At 35.9% G+C, this 17,820-nt stretch carries 15 protein-coding genes and 3 tRNA genes; 14 read left to right on the top strand and 4 right to left on the bottom strand.

Annotation, left to right across the window (positions count from 1 at the left end):
- Positions 1-157 precede the first annotated feature (157 nt).
- Positions 158-427: a hypothetical protein gene (locus H4J66_RS09035; RefSeq protein WP_182173427.1), complete on the top strand. Its 270-nt coding sequence runs from the start codon at positions 158-160 to the stop codon at positions 425-427.
- A gap of 212 nt (positions 428-639) precedes the next feature.
- Entirely contained in the window at positions 640-1,167 is a 528-nt protein-coding gene (locus H4J66_RS09030) for a DUF3750 domain-containing protein (RefSeq protein ID WP_182173424.1), read from the top strand.
- A 56-nt stretch (positions 1,168-1,223) separates the two neighbouring features.
- On the opposite strand, the gene H4J66_RS09025 is transcribed toward H4J66_RS09030, so the two are convergent.
- On the bottom strand, positions 1,224-2,453 hold the full coding sequence (locus H4J66_RS09025; protein WP_182173421.1) for an HD domain-containing phosphohydrolase: 1,230 nt from the start codon (positions 2,451-2,453) through the stop codon (positions 1,224-1,226).
- Between the two features lie 297 nt (positions 2,454-2,750).
- On the opposite strand from H4J66_RS09025, the gene H4J66_RS09020 reads away from it, so the two are divergent.
- The 5 genes from H4J66_RS09020 (at position 2,751) to H4J66_RS09000 (ending at position 9,221) form a co-directional block, all read left to right on the top strand.
- Positions 2,751-3,428 carry a 2OG-Fe(II) oxygenase gene (locus tag H4J66_RS09020; RefSeq protein WP_220463258.1) on the top strand — a complete coding sequence of 226 codons (678 nt, stop codon included), beginning with the start codon at positions 2,751-2,753 and terminating at the stop codon, positions 3,426-3,428.
- Positions 3,429-3,463: 35 nt separating this feature from the next.
- Positions 3,464-3,937, top strand: coding sequence for a hypothetical protein (locus tag H4J66_RS09015; protein ID WP_182173418.1), 474 nt, complete (start codon positions 3,464-3,466; stop codon positions 3,935-3,937).
- Positions 3,938-4,191: 254 nt separating this feature from the next.
- Positions 4,192-6,690, top strand: coding sequence for a hypothetical protein (locus tag H4J66_RS09010; RefSeq protein ID WP_182173415.1), 2,499 nt, complete (start codon positions 4,192-4,194; stop codon positions 6,688-6,690).
- 302 nt (positions 6,691-6,992) lie between these two features.
- On the top strand, positions 6,993-7,820 hold the full coding sequence (locus tag H4J66_RS09005; protein ID WP_404842793.1) for a prohibitin family protein: 828 nt from the start codon (positions 6,993-6,995) through the stop codon (positions 7,818-7,820).
- A gap of 336 nt (positions 7,821-8,156) precedes the next feature.
- On the top strand, positions 8,157-9,221 hold the full coding sequence (locus tag H4J66_RS09000) for a metal-dependent hydrolase (RefSeq protein WP_182173410.1): 1,065 nt from the start codon (positions 8,157-8,159) through the stop codon (positions 9,219-9,221).
- A 360-nt stretch (positions 9,222-9,581) separates the two neighbouring features.
- Here H4J66_RS09000 and H4J66_RS08995 read toward each other — a convergent pair.
- From H4J66_RS08995 to H4J66_RS08985, 3 genes are all read right to left on the bottom strand, one after another.
- Positions 9,582-9,658 (bottom strand) — tRNA-Met (locus H4J66_RS08995).
- Between the two features lie 159 nt (positions 9,659-9,817).
- Positions 9,818-9,894 (bottom strand) — tRNA-Met (locus H4J66_RS08990).
- Positions 9,895-10,044: 150 nt separating this feature from the next.
- Positions 10,045-10,121: transfer RNA gene (locus H4J66_RS08985), tRNA-Met, on the bottom strand.
- Positions 10,122-10,484: 363 nt separating this feature from the next.
- On the opposite strand from H4J66_RS08985, the gene rlmKL reads away from it, so the two are divergent.
- The 7 genes from rlmKL (at position 10,485) to H4J66_RS08955 (ending at position 17,725) form a co-directional block, all read left to right on the top strand.
- Positions 10,485-12,620 (top strand): bifunctional 23S rRNA (guanine(2069)-N(7))-methyltransferase RlmK/23S rRNA (guanine(2445)-N(2))-methyltransferase RlmL, encoded by a 2,136-nt coding sequence (gene rlmKL / locus H4J66_RS08980; RefSeq protein WP_182173407.1) that lies wholly within the window; start codon positions 10,485-10,487, stop codon positions 12,618-12,620.
- Positions 12,620-12,865, top strand: a complete 246-nt coding sequence (locus H4J66_RS08975) for a glutaredoxin family protein (protein WP_182173404.1) — start codon at positions 12,620-12,622, stop codon at positions 12,863-12,865. Before rlmKL ends, H4J66_RS08975 begins: the two co-directional genes overlap by 1 nt.
- A gap of 3 nt (positions 12,866-12,868) precedes the next feature.
- Positions 12,869-14,776 (top strand): ABC transporter ATP-binding protein, encoded by a 1,908-nt coding sequence (locus H4J66_RS08970; RefSeq protein WP_182173401.1) that lies wholly within the window; start codon positions 12,869-12,871, stop codon positions 14,774-14,776.
- Between the two features lie 24 nt (positions 14,777-14,800).
- Positions 14,801-16,597, top strand: a complete 1,797-nt coding sequence (locus H4J66_RS08965) for a DUF3466 family protein (protein ID WP_182173398.1) — start codon at positions 14,801-14,803, stop codon at positions 16,595-16,597.
- A gap of 58 nt (positions 16,598-16,655) precedes the next feature.
- Positions 16,656-17,078, top strand: coding sequence for a nitroreductase family protein (locus H4J66_RS20345; RefSeq protein WP_259369096.1), 423 nt, complete (start codon positions 16,656-16,658; stop codon positions 17,076-17,078).
- 5 nt (positions 17,079-17,083) lie between these two features.
- Positions 17,084-17,272: a nitroreductase family protein gene (locus H4J66_RS20340; protein ID WP_259368592.1), complete on the top strand. Its 189-nt coding sequence runs from the start codon at positions 17,084-17,086 to the stop codon at positions 17,270-17,272.
- A gap of 102 nt (positions 17,273-17,374) precedes the next feature.
- Complete coding sequence (locus H4J66_RS08955; protein ID WP_182173395.1) at positions 17,375-17,725, top strand: HIT domain-containing protein; 351 nt, start codon at positions 17,375-17,377, stop codon at positions 17,723-17,725.
- Positions 17,726-17,820: the final 95 nt, after the last annotated feature.

Here is a 17,820-nt window from a genome sequence, read left to right as displayed (position 1 = left end):
TTTTTGTTTTATATCGTCTTAACGTTATTGAGTCATTTTCAGCTAGAGATAATTATTTGATCTTATCTAATATTAGTATAAATTAATTACTAGTTATAACGAGGGCATCATTGAGATGTACCGATAACATATTGTTATAAAAATTAAGGAATTGGCGATGCCAACAAATAAACATAAACGAAAAGCTTCATCACATACTAAATCCAATAAAGGAAAAAATACCGAATCTACGGGTCTAATTATTTCACACCCTCAGGTTTTTATTTATGTTGGTTTATTCTGTGTTGTGTTGGGGGTATATCTATTAGCCTTTGAATCTCAAGATAACGCATTATTTGGCTTAGCAATGCTTTCTCTTGTCGCGGGGGTCGTGACTACTTTTTATGCAAACTTTACACTGTCGAAGAAAAAAGCTCAGCTTAAGTGAGGCTTTAAAGTGATTAAAGTGTCGTAAATATTCATCTGAAACTTATTCTATGGTTCAAATTTGGCCAACTGATTGGTTTTATTTGCACAAAAAAGTGTATTCTGATTTTAAAGTAATAGGATTTTTATTGCCAATAAGAATATTGGTTAAATTTTATCAAACCAAGCCTAAGCAATATAATCTAGGCTTAAACCGGTGTAATAATAGCGCATATGAGATTTTGGACGATTATTTGTATTGTACTCCTACTGAGTGCTTGTACCCATAACAACTGGCGAAGCGCGAGCAGAGAGCCTGCTGGTATTGCAACGCTACCAACTGAAGACGGTAGGGCGGTTATAGAGTTTTATGTCGCAGATGCTTTTAGTTGGCGCGGTTGGTTTGCTGTTCATCCTTGGCTTGCAATCAAAGAAGAAAAAGCAGCAAAGTATAGTGTTTATGAAGTGACTGGTTGGCAAGTAAATCGGGGGTTATCTGCAATAAGACAGTATCAAACATTAACACCAGATAGGTATTGGTATGGCTCAAAACCGGTATTATTACTTTCTATTAAAGGTGATAAAGCGGTTAAACTAATTCCTAAAATTAAGGCCGCAATTGCCCGCTATCCTTGGGTAAATGAATACAGCATCTTTCCAGGTCCTAATAGTAATACTTTTGTCGCCTGGATAGGTTTACAAGTCCCTGAGCTTGAACTCGAACTGCCATTTACTGCTATTGGCAGTGGGTATGCAAACTAGTTGCACTTTAACCAAAAAAATCAGCGGTAATTGATATTAAGTCATTGTTAAGAAAATTAAATGACTGGATTGATTAACTTCAAAAAATATTCTTTATTGGTTGATATATTATCAATTTTAATCGGGTAATGGAGTATCTGATTGAAATAATTGGCAAATTGTGAAATTTGTAGTACTAATCTTCGTGCGTCATTTATGAACATTTTACAAACTTGATTATCTTTAAGCTCTTCTCTTTTTATTTGGAATGGCTGCTGTGATGATTCTGACACCCATAATGTGCTCCTAAGTTTAGCTTGAATAAAATTCATTTCTGGGTTGTTTGCATTTAAGGTGTTTGTCCACTTTATGACTTTTGATAATTGGTCGTATAAATGGTTTCCGTAGGCTTGCTGATGGGTAACTGTTTGTATACTTTCTTGCATTATTGCTAATAGGGGCCTTTGTAAGTGATAAGAATAAATAGCCTGCGTTTTTTGACTGGTCCTAAAGTCAAATCCTTCGGCTAACAAACAAAGCTCTCCGATGGCCGTGTTAATATTTTTACTTTTTCTAGTGATCTGAGAATATTGATTTGCTATTTGTGAAATTTGAGCGTATTCGTGAATTTGTGTTAACTTTTTTGGATAACCAGAGCCATCCAATTTCTCTTCATGCTGTTCTATCGATTCTAAGACTAACTTACTCTCTAAGCCCGCAAGTCTGACTATTTCTTTACTTAAGATAGGGTGAACTAACTTTGCATCTTTCATTGTATTGTTAAGTCTTGCGTAACCAATATTTTCAAAAAACAAAACAGAGATCAGTTCAGTTAATTCGGTTGGAGAATAGTTGTTTGCTTTACCGATATGGGTGCCAAATATCAAATTGATTAAAGTATTTTGGTATGCAGAGGGGTTGAGGTGTGAAAATATACTGAGGTGATCAATAATTTTCTTTGGAATTGAACCGCCTTTTATAAAGTCGCCAATGGTTACCAGTGTTTCATTTAGCTTAAAGTTATTTATCACAGGATTTGTTTTAGCTAAGTCTAGGATCGGCGCAAATAAATTTTCATTACTGGTATCTTCTGTAAGAGAAATTACATCTTCATGGCCGATGATCCCCTCTTGTTGCAAGTTAGTTAATTTTAAACGGATTTTTTCCGTAATTTCAGTACCCGCTTTTAAAAAAACTCTTTTTCCTTGTGGGTCTGTAATATCTTGACTGATGCCGCATTCCATTCCCGAATTTAAAATATGAGTCGAAAACTGTTTGGATGTTTCTTTAATAAGTTGATTAGTCACTTGCACATTCGTTCCTTGAATTAACTGTCTACTGGCAGTTCTATGCGTTAACTGTAGGAATGATTTTAGCTATTAGCAAAGTGTCTTACTATTTTATCTGATTTGGCTTTACTCTATCCGCTTGTAACGTTGTAACGTTGTAACTTTCTAACCAATCACATCTACTATCGCAAAAGATTAAATCATTTATTAAAACGAATGCTCACACTAATATATTCAAAGTGCTAGTATAGAATATTCGTTATTTTATTAGATTATCAAGAAAATGTTAGTTTTACTTCCTAAGATAGGATGTAGTTGAACCTAGCTCAAATAACTTACTCTGGTGGTGACTCATCACTGTTCGAGTCAATATCCAATGATATTGTTGAAAAGGGCTATAGTATCCGTCCTTATGCTTTGCCTGAAGAATTAACACATCTGTTATTAAATCATATCATTGAATTACCTACTGAAAAATTCAAACGTGCTGGAATAGGTCGTGCCAAAGATCATATGATTAATAATTTTATACGGACAGATGAAATAAGCTGGATAACCAGTAACAACCAAGCCAGTTGTGCTTGGATAACGTGGACCGAGTCACTGCAAGCTTATCTTAATCGCCGGTTGTTTCTCGGATTATTTTCTTTTGAAAGTCATTTTGCTCATTATGCTAAAGGCGACTTTTATAAGAAGCACAAAGATGCTTTTAAAGGTGAGGGTAATCGGGTGCTATCTGTTGTTGTCTACCTTAATCAGCATTGGTCCGCTGATGATGGAGGCGAGTTAGTGATTTATGATAAAAAAATACCAGCCTCCGCTGTCGTTGATAACAGTAAAATTAAAGTATTGCCCAGCTTCGGTACAATAGTTGTGTTTTTAAGCGAAGAGTTTCCGCATGAAGTATTACCCGCTAAACGCGATAGATACTCTATAGCAGGGTGGTTCCGCTTAAATAACAGCATTGATAATAATATAGATCCGCCAAATTAATGAGAAATCAATGAGTATTTATAAAGGCGTAGGCATTGTCTAAATTACCTATAAAATTGCATATCATCACTGAATTAGATGAAATTAATCAGCTAATTATCCCATTAAAAGTACTTGCTGATAGAGAGCGAGCCGCTATTTATGGTTTAACGGGCATGGTTTATACTCCTCATATAGATGATTACATGCAGACAAGTATAAAAAAAGCGGCGATATTAGCTTGTTTAAAAGAACAAGGTATATTGGCATTATCAAAGGTCGAACTCATTAGTACGGCTTTAGATAGCTTACATAAAAGAGCAAGAAATAACGCAATTGTTGAGTATGAAGGCAACCGATACCAACGTCGGTTTTCGCCATTAAAATTAAGTAAGTCAGGAAAAGTTGTTAGTAAATGGGCGAGGTATTGGTTTTTACAATCACCTAATGGTAAGGTGGATATTCAGTGGGAGTGCCAGGTACGCGAAATTTGGCCTGCTTATTTTTTAATTAGAACTATCGACCTCTAGCGAAGAGGAGCAAGCAATAAATACGCGCTCTCTATTATGCCTTTTGATTATATCAACATAGGCGCTTAATAAAGAATAAAGACTAATGGTGGTTGTGCCGATAACTACATACCAATAAAACAACTAGCCAACATGGCAACATTAATTTAGTCTTATTTATTAATATGCTCTAGGATTAAACCATCAACGTTAATGGTTTATGAATTGAATACCTTCCAATGTGTTTAGCTTAAAAATACGAGGTACCACGATTAATGAGTAGTGTTATTAGTTCTCACTTACAAAAGTTTGAAAAACAAATCTTAAGTTTGGTCCCCTATGCCAGCAATGATAGATTGGAATATTTAGTTAAAAAACTTCTACCTGATGAAAACTCTGGCCAACACCTTGCTGTTAAAAATGAAATCAAAAAACTTGCCCAACAAGCTAATAAACCAATAGATTTGCGGCTGATCTTTGCTGATTGTCAAATAGTTACACACAATAAAATTAATCATTATTTGGATATAGCGGGTAAAAAGCTATTCAATGAAAAACTTGTTGAATATCAAAACCTTTATACAACAGCACTTTACTATGAAGTTTATGAAGACGCTCAAAAGAGAGCTGCTAATAAAGATAAAGGTGTCAGCAAATATAATCTTGAAAATGAAAATGAAAGTGAATTTTCAGAATTTAAAATAGATAAAACCGAACCTAAACCCTTAGTAAATAAAAATAGAATAATTAACGAACTTAAAAAACTTAACTCTGCTTGTAAAGTTTTTATCAACCCAATTATGGGGATGACCAGCCAAGGTAAAAAAGAGGTTGGTTTTACGGCTAACATCGAAAAGATGAATAATCAAAAAGTTATTATTCAGACCTCTCACGAAATACCGGGTATTATAGCAAATAAAGTGTACCTGTGGCTATATGACCATCATACCGAAATAGATTTCACTGAAGAACTTGAACTCGGATTTGTTATTATTGATAGTCAAAAATCTTCTGTAAATAATAAGTTTGAATACTTATTGAAATTTTCAAGTCCATTAACAGATCAGCAAATGCGGGTTTTGTTTGCTCATTACCTAAGACAAAAAAAATTGGCTATTATTGGTCCTACAGAACGATTTATTACTCCTTTATTTGACTCTGTTACCTCTAAAGGTTACGAGCAACTATATCTAAATAAAACTCACGACATTCCGTTACTTTGTTATAAAAATAATGATGCATGGCATGTGAAAGTTGCAATGAAAACATCGGGTAATGATGCGTTTTGGCGATTTTTTAGTGGTGCAGATGAAAGTTTTCATTTACCCGTACTATTGGGTAATGAAGGTATACAAAAGGCGCTAGACGAGAAGAATACGGTTGATAAATATGCTTTTATATTAAAATCTAAATATAAAGATACCTTCATTTATTCCCTTATTTGGTATGACGACTTTGTTAATAATAGAAGCGTGAAAACTGTTTTTAATAATTATTTTAAAAATAGCTTGTTTAGAGTAGTCAAAATATCCTCATCGTTTATTAATTCTGTAGAAGATGCTTATGTTCCCTCAGCTTTACCTTGTCATGTTCATCCTAAAATGGCTGTTCTAAATAGGGCAATCCCGAAAGCGGCCATAGATATGATAAGTAATTGCGATCATATGATCACCCTATCAGATATTACTAGCTTGTATGAAATAATACATAAACCGGTCAGTGAAGAAATAACTGAATTAGAAAATTTATTACCAAAACGTTTTCAACTGAGTGCGGTTGACTCACTTGATGAAACCGAAATTGTAACAGCAGAAAATGATGACTCTAGAGGTGAAGACCGCTTTGTGTTATCTTTTAAAATGGCAATTACACGCAGTAATAATGTTGTTACTCATATTCCCGGTATTACTAAAAATATCTCTATACAAGGTTTGTTAGTTAACCTAGTAAAAGAAACTAAATTTAAAGCCGGTGAAGAAATTGAAATTGAATTAACCGTGCCTTTTTTAGAACAAGATAGAACAATACAAAAACAGAAATATATTGTTTTAGGTTATGACAGCCATGGCGCTGTTCGATTGTTAATGAATACAATTGAAAGTAAACATTTAGCTTGCAGAGCGATAAGAAAGTATATTTATCAACACATTGATACCCTTGAAGCATGCGGAAAACGCGGCAGTCGTATTTATGGTCTGCAGAAAGCGATGAGGAACGTATATGCACACAATCATTTCTCTATACCATTCTACTTAAAAGCAACTAAGCACCAACAATACATTAATGCGGCGAGCTTTAGTGGTAACTCTACACTTAAGCACCTTGTCTATAAAAATGAAAATAGTGAAGAAATTATTCTTAACTTATTGAGCAATCAAAAGTTTAGAGATTCTTGCTTATCAATTATTGCGGTACTTGCTTATAAAAAATTACCTGCTCGTGCATTTTATATTCTTGTTTTACCTAAAGATAAAAATGATAAAGAAGAGTATTCCTTTTGGTATCGTGACTTATCAGTATTGAAAAAATCGGGCCAATTGAAAGAATATACCCAGAAATTATCTAATCACGGTAAACCGGCAATTTTAAAAGTTGAATTGAAAAAAAGTGATAAAGTACAAAATATGTATTACCGTGACGAGATCAGTTATTTAAAAAGTCTAGATAAAGATTTAGCTGATGAACTTGAAACTCAATTAGAAAGTACTATAGGTATCGGAGAAGTGACCGATTTAACTGATATTGCTATTAAGATGATTGCTAATGCGACATAAATTACTATCGACCTATCAATTTTTATTGAATGACCAGCAGAAAAATACTAATACAACGCTTTTGAGGTTCAGCTCACTGATAAAATTAACTTACTAATGGTTAATTTTATCGATTTTTATACTTTGAAGGGCTGGTTGACTCGGGTGTAAGTTTGACGTTAAGTCACTTAAAAGGTTATGGTCTCTGCATAGCGAATAACATGCTGTAATATTTAACTAATGTGTCTTTAAATACGGGCACCTAATTAAGCCTCTGAGGTAAAAAAGTGAATATAGATAAATTAAATATCCCAACTAAATCAATAATTACGGTCACGATTGCTGTTACCCTATTTTTCAGCTCTGTTTACACCGTCAATGAAGGACATATCGGTATTGTCAAACGATTCAGTGAAGCTAAAGAGCAAGTTAACCCTGGTTTACACTTTAAAGTACCTTTTATTGATAGCGTTGAAGAGATAGAAGTTAGAACACGGAAAAATGAAGAAAAAATGGCATCAAGCACCAAAGAGCAAATGCCAGTAACTGTTATCGTTTCAGTTAACTGGACAGTAGATAAGACAGCTGCGCTTGAACTTTTTCGCCAGTACGGTGGTTTAAAGCAATTTGAAAATAGAATTCTTGATCCTCGTTTTAGATCTGCCACTAAAGATGTTATCCCACAGTATGATGCAGAGAAATTAATACAAGATAGAGCAAGTGCCATTCAAGCAATTGAAGCAAGCTTTATCGAAGAAATGAAAGACTTTCCTGTTACTGTTGACAACATTCAAATTGAAAACATTCAATTACCGGCTAAGTATTTAACTTCTATTGAAACTAAACAAACAGAAAAAAATCTGGCTGATGCGGAGAAACATAAACTAGCACGTCAAAATTTAGAAGCGCAACGTGACGTAAATACGGCAAAAGCAAAAGCAGACGGTATTAAGCTTGTTGCTATAGCAGAAGCTGAATCTATTCGAATTAAAGGCTTAGCTGAAGCTGAAGCGATTACGGCTAAAGCTAAAGCACTGGGTAACAACCCTTTAATTGTTAAACTAACAGAAGCTCAAAACTGGGATGGCAAGCTTCCAGCAACAATTTTAGGTAGTAGTAATATGCCAATATTAGATATGAGAGCAAAATAAGTCTACTGCATAATAATATAAGCCGCTTAATTGCGGTTTTTTTATCTAGGAATAATGAAATTTTGATTGTCGAACAAGATGTCAATCATCACCTTAGTTATTCTATCTCTGTCATGACTATATTATATGAGTTAAACGCCATAGAAAGTTTATGTCATGTTAATGCTCTTTGAACTACAACAAGCCTATTGTTAAAATTGTCAGTAAACTCAATGCATATAGTTTATTAGCCATTGAAACAGTATGAAAAACCAAAGGAAATTTGCTGTCTCGATTGATCTAGAATTATAGATAAAGGCGTATTAAAATAATAATTGATAAATCGGCAAGGTCATTATGGATTCATTAACACAAGCTGTCTTGGGCGGCGCGGTAGGCTATGCGGTATTAGGTAATAAAGTTGGTCCTAAAGCGGCTATTTATGGTGCCGTTTTAGGAACATTGCCTGACTTAGATGTATTCTTGCCATATAGCGGTGATGTCGAAGCTTTTACTTACCATCGAGGATTTAGCCACTCGTTATTAGTACAGTTGTTTATTAGCCCTTTAATTGCCTGGTTAATAACTAAATGCCATCAAGCTACAGCCATTTATAAGAAACACTGGTTTTTGTTGGTGTTTTTGTGTTTATCTACTCATGGGATTTTGGACAGCTTCACTGTTTACGGTACACAATTGTTGTGGCCTATTACGGAATATCCCTTTGCAGTCTCTAATTTGTTTATCATTGACCCCATTTATACCTTACCGCTGTTGTTTGCCTTTATTGTTATTTTTCTGCCCAGAGTTAAACCGGCAAGTGCTTTAAAAATCAATACTTTTGCATTAACGATAAGTACACTTTATATCTGTTGGTCTTTGGTGGTAAAGCTTTATATAGACGATAAAGTCACCACAGCGCTGAACGAACGACAGATAAAAATACATCATTATTTGAGTACACCTGCGCCTTTTTCTACGCTACTTTGGCGGGTATTGGTTATGTCTGATGGTCAATATTATGAGGGCTATGTCTCTGTGTTTGACTCAGCATCGGAGGTAAGTTTGGAAGCTTATCAATCGTCAGACTCTCTACTTACTAACCTTAAAGATGAATGGAATGTACAACGACTACAATGGTTCACGAAAGGCTTTTATTCAGTAAAACAAGAAGAGCAGTATATTGTTTTATCTGATTTACGCATGGGTGCGGAATGCAGCTATGTGTTTAATTTTATTGTTGGTGAGCAAACAAGTATGGGTATTGTTAAGAGTCATGCTGAGAAGGTAAGTGCGAGGCCTGATTTTAGTATGCTTGGTAGTGTTTGGCAGCGAATTTGGGATCCATCAGTTTCTTTGTCACCTCGTAGAGAAAACGGTGTTTGTGCTAACAGTAAAAATTTATCTTCTAAGAAAGCTTAATCAGCTGAGTACACTTTATGTGTATGGCTCGCACCTTACTTATATTAATATTGGGCTTGTTAGTGGTGATTTATAATTAAAGTGAGTAATGAATAATATTATTAAAGTTTAACAGGATAGACAGAAAATAAGGTTGAATTTTAATTAAATCAATATGTTATTGGAAAACGTTTTAGTCGTAGAGTGACTGGGTTTTATCTAACAATGAAATTTTGATTTTGTATCAGGGGAATGTTTTTTGTAGAATGAACTGATGACCAGATTTTACATTTATATCTTAAGTTGGTTATCGGAGCCGATATCTAATTGAAAGGGACAGACGACTTTCAGTAAAAACACTCTTTATACTTGAGTTGAAGTTGGTTGCGGGAGCCAGATTTGAACTGACGACCTTCGGGTTATGAGCCCGACGAGCTACCAGGCTGCTCCATCCCGCGTCCGAATGTCCTAATACCTTTTTAGGAAAGCCAATTTTTTTAATTCAAACTTAAGAATTTGCTTTTTATACTTAAGCGTAAGTTGGTTGCGTGAGCCCATATCTTTCGAAAGGGAACTGACGACTTTCAATGCAAATACTCTTTATACTTGAGTTAAGTTGGTTGCGGGAGCCAGATTTGAACTGACGACCTTCGGGTTATGAGCCCGACGAGCTACCAGACTGCTCCATCCCGCGTCCGAATGTCCTAATACCTTCTTAGGAAAGCCAAGTTGTTTTGATTCAAACTTAAGAATTAACTCTTTATACTTGAGTTAAAGTTGGTTATCGAAGCCCATATCTTTCTAAAGTGAACTGACGACCTGATTTTATACTTATATCTTAAGTTGGTTGCGGGAGCCAGATTTGAACTGACGACCTTCGGGTTATGAGCCCGACGAGCTACCAGACTGCTCCATCCCGCGTCCGAATGGTTTAAGTATTCCCATTAAAGGTTACACATAAACAAGCCATAACTGTTTTAATTCTTGTTATTAACGAATCCATTTCAAAAGCATCAGCCCTTGAAATCGATGCGTATCTTAAGGATAGTTACATCACATTGCAAGGCGTTTCTTTAACATTTTTACATCTATTAGAAAAAGGCAGTTAATTGCCCTAATTGTAGCCTAAACGGTGGTTTTATGACCTTTAAAGTCTGCTAATACGGTTATTAAAAATATTTTAAAATATATATCAGTGAATATTGGTGTTTTATGCACGTCTCTATATAAGTAGTTAGCGTCTTTGTTTATAATTAGGTGCATAAATCGGTCTGGAAAACACTCATGCAGCAATTTTTAGCATTAACATCTCCTGGTATAGAAATTTTATTAGCTCAAGAGCTAAAAGATTTAAAAGCATCACAAGTCGTGCAAAAGCCTGAAGGCGTATATTTTATGGCAACAATTGAAGAGGCCTATAAAATCTGTCTCTATTGTCGCTTATCAACGCGAATTTTATTAAAACTTGCTGAAGGTGATGCTGAAAATAAAGATAAACTTTTTGCAACCGCGCAAAGTGTTAATTGGTCTGAACAATTTTCGAGTAACCATACCTTTGCTATTGACTTTGTCGGGTCAAGTGATGAAATCAGAAATACCCAGTTTGGTGCGCTTACAATAAAAGATGCGCTAGTTGATCATTTTCGTGACCAAGGTATGGATAGACCTTCTGTTGACAAAAGCTCGCCAGACATCAGTTTTCAAGCGCGTTTGTTAAGAGAAAAGGTTGTTATCTATCTTGATTTCTCTGGTCGTAGTTTATTTAAGCGTGGCTATCGCGAGCACTCGGGTGCTGCGCCATTAAAAGAGCATCTAGCAGCGGCTATTATTACTCGTTCAGGCTGGTTAGATGATACCACTAAACCGCTTGTTGATCCTATGTGTGGTTCTGGCACGATTTTAATTGAAGCTATAATGATGGCCGCAGGTTACGCACCGGGTATCGACAGAGTAAAATGGGGATTTGATTGCTGGCTTGGTCATCAATTATACCCGTGGCAAGCACAATTAACTCAAGCTAAACAAAAATCACATCTTGGCCTTGAAGAATTAAAAGCGAAAGTTTTTGGTATTGATATTGATAGCCGAGTGATAAATACCGCACAAGTTAATGCACGTAATGCCGGTGTTCAAAAGTTTATTGAATTTTCATGTAAAGATATAAATAATTTAAATAATGGTTTTGGCCACAATGGTACTTTTTTACTCAACCCTCCTTACGGAGAGCGTATTGGTGAATTACCAGAGCTTGTTGAAAATTTTGTTTTATTAGGTCGAAAACTAAAAGCACAATTTGTGGATTGGCGTATTGCTATTTTAACAGCGAATGTTGAATTACTTTCGATGATGAAGCTAGCCAGTAACAAACGCTATAAATTTAAGAATGGTCCATTAGATTGTCAACTTGCTCTTTATAACGTCGATGAAAAACAAGCTTCAGGGCAAAATAACGATGCAGAATTTGAAGATAAAGATTCGGATTTTGGTAATCGCTTATTAAAAAATAAGAAAAATTTAAAAAGCTGGCTGAAAAAAGAAAATATTGAATGTTATCGTTTATACGATGCCGATATTCCAGAATATAATGTCGCGGTAGACGTTTATGGTGAGTATTTGGTTATTCAAGAGTATTCAGCACCTAAAATTATCGAAGAAAGTAAAGTAGCCAAACGTTTACAAGAAGTTATCTATTTTGCTCCTAAGGTACTCGGTGTTCCTACCGATAAGGTGATATTAAAAACCCGTGCCAAGCAAAAGGGCAGTGACCAATATCAACGTGTTGATCAAAGTAAACAGTCGATGATTATCAACGAACATGGTGCAAAATTAAAAATTAATTTATGGGACTACCTAGATACAGGCTTATTTTTAGATCACCGCAAAACCAGGCAAATTGTTGCACAGAAAGCTAAAAACAAATCATTGCTTAATTTATTTGCGTATACCGGTTCTGTTTCATTGCAAGCCGCACTGCATGGCGCAACTAGTATTACTACTGTTGATATGTCTAATACTTACTTGAACTGGGCACAAGAAAACTTCGCCTTAAATAAATTGTCAGGTCATAAATACCAATTTGTACAAGCTGATTGTTTAACTTGGTTAAAAGAGCATAGGGGCACTTATGATGTTGTTTTCGTTGATCCGCCAACTTTCTCAAATTCTAAGCGTATGGAAGACAGTTTTGATGTGCAAAGTGATCACGTGGCGTTAATTACTGACGCAATGAAATGTGTTGCTGAAAACGGCGAGCTTATTTTCACGAATAATAAACGAAACTTCAAAATGGACTTTGACGCTGTTGCTGCTTTAAATTTTGAGGTGAAGTCAATTTCAGCGTTAACCCGCGATAAAGATTTTCAGCGTAATAAGCACATCCATAACAGTTGGTTAATTACCCGTAAAAAAGTTACGGCTTAATGAGTGTTTTATTTCACTTATATAGCAGTGCCGGTTGCCACCTTTGTGAGCAAGCTGCAGAGTTAATTGTTGATATAATACCCGATCACCAAATTAAGGTGGTCGATATTATTGATGATGACACCAGCAGCGAAAATAATTTAGTAAATTTATACGGTGTTCATATTCCCGTATTAGAGCGCTTGAGTGATAACACACTATTATTCTGGCCTTTCGAACAATCACAAGTAGTAGAGTTGATATAAACCATGGAATTAATCCGAATAGCTCAAGGCGAATTAGCCTTCGGTGAAGACAGTATTTTAGATAAGACAGACTTAACGATAAAAACGGGTGAACGTGTCTGTTTAGTTGGTAAGAATGGCGCAGGTAAGTCTTCATTAATGAAAGTGTTAATGGGTAAACAGAACCTAGACGATGGTCAAATTTTGATGTCGAGTAACATTAAGTTAGCGATGTTAGAGCAAGATCCGCCTGAGTCATCTGAAATGAGCGTTTTTGATTATGTTGCTCAAGGTGTTGCTGAAAATGCAGAATTGATTAAGCAATATCACCATATAATTCATATTATTGGTGAAGACCCTTCAGAGAAGAATCTTAATAAATTATCGAACGTTCAACAACAACTTGACCAAGCGAATGCTTGGCAAGATGAACAACGTATCGATAAAGTATTAACCACGCTAGCGTTAGAAGCAGACAAAATGATTTGCGATCTCTCTGGTGGTTGGTTACGTAAACTGGCATTAGCGAAAGCATTAGTCAGCGAGCCTGATGTGCTATTACTTGATGAGCCTACTAACCATTTAGACATTAGTAGCGTGTTGTGGTTAGAGCAATTTTTAAAAGACTTTAAAGGCACTATTATATTCATTAGCCATGATAGAGCATTTATTCGTGGTTTAGCGACCCGTATTTTAGACTTAGACCGTGGTCAGCTCGTTAGCTACCCTGGTAACTATGATCTTTATATCGAACAAAAAGCTCACGACTTAGAAGTTGAGTCCACACAAAATGCCCTTTTTGATAAGCGTCTAGCTGAAGAAGAAGTATGGATAAGACAAGGGGTTAAGGCTCGCAGAACGCGTAACGAAGGCAGAGTTCGTTCACTTGAAAAATTACGAGTCGAACGCCAAGAACGACGTGAAGTTAAGAAACAGGGTGATATTAATATATCAACCGGTGATCGCTCAGGTAAGTTAGTCTTTGAGTGTGAAAACTTGCATATGGCGTTTGGTGATAAAACCATTTTCAATGGTTTAGATTTACTTATAACCCGTGGTGACCGTTTAGCGCTTATTGGTGCCAACGGTACGGGTAAGTCAACGTTAATCAAATTAATCATGGAACAACAACAACCCAGCTCAGGAAAGATGCGTGTTGGTGTTAATTTAGATGTGGCTTATTTTGATCAACATCGCGATGCTTTAGACTTGAGTATGACCGTTCAGGACACCGTTGCCGAAGGCAAGCAAGAAGTCACTGTTAATGGGGTAACACGCCATGTATTGGGATATTTGCAAGATTTCTTATTCAGTCCCAAACGTGCCAGAACTCCTGTACGTGCGCTTTCAGGTGGTGAAAAAAATCGCTTGTTATTAGCACGTCTATTTTTAAGACCCAGCAACTTACTTATTCTCGATGAACCAACTAATGATCTAGATATAGAAACTTTAGAATTATTAGAAGAAGTCGTTGCAAATTATGCAGGAACCGTTATTTTAGTAAGCCATGATCGCGATTTTGTTAATAATTGTGTAAATAGTTGTCTTTACTTTGATGGCAGTGGTGAAATAACAAATATTGTTGGTGGTTATGATGATGTTGATAGTTATTTAGCATACAAAGCTGAACAGCGTAAGCAGTTAGCTGAAGGTATAAAAGCCCCCGTTAATTCAGTGAATGAGAGTAAAACCGCAGTTAATGTACCGACTAAAAAAAAATTATCGTTCAAAGATAATCGTGAATTAGAAGCGCTACCTGGGCAGGTTGATGAACTTGAAGCATTAATAAATTTATTGCAAGAACAAGTCAACGACGCTAACTTTTTTGCTCAAGATAGCGATAAAACAAAAAATATATTGAACCAGCTTGAAGAAAGTGAGTCAAAACTCGAAATCGCTTTCGCAAGATGGCAAGAGCTAGATGAATTATAACAAGAAATGAGAGTTAAGTAGTATATGAACAAATTTGTAAAATCTGTATTAGTTTTAGGAATTAGCAGTGCGTTAAGTTTATCAATGGCACAGGCAGCTAAATATGAAGTTATCGATAAAGGTGGCATTGATATAGTTAAATATAGTTATGCTCAGCAAGAAAACAACCAAAATCAAATGGCTATTTCTGGCTCAGATATTTATAATTTTCCCGTTCAATTTCAGTACTTTGATACTAATGATTTTGATAGTATTGTTAGATTTGCCAATTTACAATATGAAGATGTTGATGGCTTAGTCGATATTGAAAACGAAAACGACTTAAGGTTAGGCAATCCAACCGCTAACGATTTAGCTTGGGCTGTCCTGTATTTGACTAGTCAAAACAGCAGTAGCTCAGCTAGGTTTTATCAAAAAATTGGTAATATCTTGGCTATGCGTAACTTAACAGGTAAAGCGGGTGATACTGAAAGCTTTGCTGTATTTGACCAATATTTTCCAGATACCACAACATTGACGCGTTCAACGGTTGATTATGTAAACGGTATTACTAATGATGGCTGGATTTATGGTAACGGCTCAGCTCCATATACTGCATTGCCATTTACGGGCACTGATAATAACCCAGTTGTCTATTGGGTTCGTGATTTTACCTCAAGAGCCTTTTATTCTCCTGATGCTGGCAATACCATTATTGAGTTAAAGCCACCGACTGAAGGTGACGATGTTGCTGAAAATCTTCGCTTAGGCGGTGATTCTGCTATTTTAGACATGAGTGAATCTTTATTTGCTGTCGGTTATGCCAGTACGAGTATCGATCAAGAAGCGCTTGATTTTATTTTTGATGAAACGGGTGGCTGTGCAGACCCTGCTATTTTAGCAAATGCTCCGTTCGAAATTTGTATTCAAAATGCTGTGTCGAGTATGTATAGCACTGAAGCAATAAAGTGGACGCTAAATTTGGAAGGGGCAACAAAGACCGAGACTTTAGGACACTTAGTTACGCCAAATGTTGATGATACAAGAGAATTTCTTAACTACGCACAGGCTATTAATAATGATGGCGTTGCTGTTGGTTTTGCTCATGGTTGGGTGGATGAGAACGAAACCGAACCAAGCAGAAATGAACGTCGAAATTTATATGCGGTAGTTTATAAAAATGGCCAAGTAAAAGACTTCACCGATGATCATAGTAAGTTTTTTGATTCTCGTACTTACGGTATTAATAATGCTGGTATTGCTATCGGCCACACTAAAACTGTGGTTAATGGTAATACGCGTACAAAATTCTTTCATGTAGATACCAATGATTTTGATAGTGGTATGCAAATGATAATGCCTGATGACTTTTTCAAGGGCTCATCAAGTACTGCACGTGCTATTAACGAAAATGGTATTATTGTTGGTGAGGGTGAAGTTGAAACACATAACGATCAGCAATCTCCTCGTCGTAGACATGCTTTTATGTATGAGATTGCCAGTAAGACTTTTACCGATCTTAATGACTTTTTAACTTGTGACTCTCAGTACACAATTATCGAAGCGCGTGACATTAACGATAAAAATGAAATATCTGCTTCAGCACTTGTTAAAGCACCTCGCCGTGACGCAAAAGGTGAATTGATGTTTGATTTAGATACTGGCGAGCAGCTTGTCGAAGATGTTGTTCGTGCTGTCACATTGAGACCGTTAGCGGGTGAGATAGATGACTGTTCAGCGGTTGAGGAAAAAATAGAAAGAGAAGGCGCTGGTTTAGGCTTTATCAGTTTATTCGCTCTATTAACCTTTGGCTTTACTCGACGAGTGTTGAAAAAAAGCTAACGATGAGTTTTTAAATATATGATTAGGTCTAGGTTAATTATTAACCTAGACCTTTTTTATGCAACATTGTTATTTATTTCATTTTCCTCAAGCAAAAATTATTCAAATGCATATTTATGAACAAGAAAGAGACGCCGTTTATAAAACTATCTTTTCACGTCGAGATGTTAGAAGCGATTTTATTAACAAATCAATCCCAGAAGATGTTTTAAAGCGGGTATTAACCGCTGCGCATCATGCCCCCAGTGTTGGTTTTATGCAACCGTGGGACTTTATCGTTATTAATGATAAAGAAACAAAACAAAAAATTAAGCATGGATTTGAGCAAGCAAATTCGGTCTCTAAAAAAATGTTTGCAGATAATAAACAACAAAGCTATCAAAAATTAAAAATTGAAGGGATTTTAGAAGCGCCGATAGGAATATGTGTCACATGTGATAGAGAAAGAAATGGCCCAGTTGTCTTAGGAAACCGATCATAGCTGAAATGGATTTATACAGTGCAGTTTGCGCTGTACAAAACTTATGGCTTGCCGCAAGAGCAGAAAATTTAGGCGTTGGCTGGGTAAGTATTATTGAAGATGAGAAGCTTAGAGATGCTTTGAATATTCCCGCAAAAATTGAAATTATTGCTTATTTATGCATCGGTTATGTCACACATTTTAAAAAAACCTAAATTAGAAAGTGCAGGGTGTCTGCCGAGACGTTCAGTTGATAACGCGATACACTATAATAAGTGGACACAAGAAGTAAACTAACAGATACAACGGAGCATATCATGACAGAAGAAACTATCTTTTCAAAAATAATCAGACAAGAAATACTGACACCTTTACTCTATCAAGATGAACTCGTGACAGCATTTAGAGACATAACACCACAAGCGAGTACCCATGTCCTTATTATTCCGAATAAATTAATTCCGACGATCAATGATGTCACTGACGATGACGAACTCACTCTAGGACGTATGATCACTGTCGCTAAAAAAATAGCTAAAGAAGAGGGCATTGCTGAAAATGGCTACCGCCTTATTATTAACTGTAATGAGCATGGCGGCCAAGAGGTTTATCACATTCACATGCACCTAGTCGGTGGGCAACGTTTAGGTAAAATGATCGCGCTTTAAAGCTTTGTATTTATATTGAATACAAATGAGTTGAGTCGCTGAAATGCTACGGTCAATGGTAATGCGAGAATGGCAAAGCTACTTCATAATTATTA

This window comes from Colwellia sp. MB3u-55 (genome assembly GCF_014076785.1).
Taxonomy (GTDB): Bacteria; Pseudomonadota; Gammaproteobacteria; order Enterobacterales; family Alteromonadaceae; genus Colwellia_A.
The sequence above is the reverse complement of the archived record's forward strand: the minus strand, read 5'-3'. Positions and strand labels throughout refer to the sequence as shown.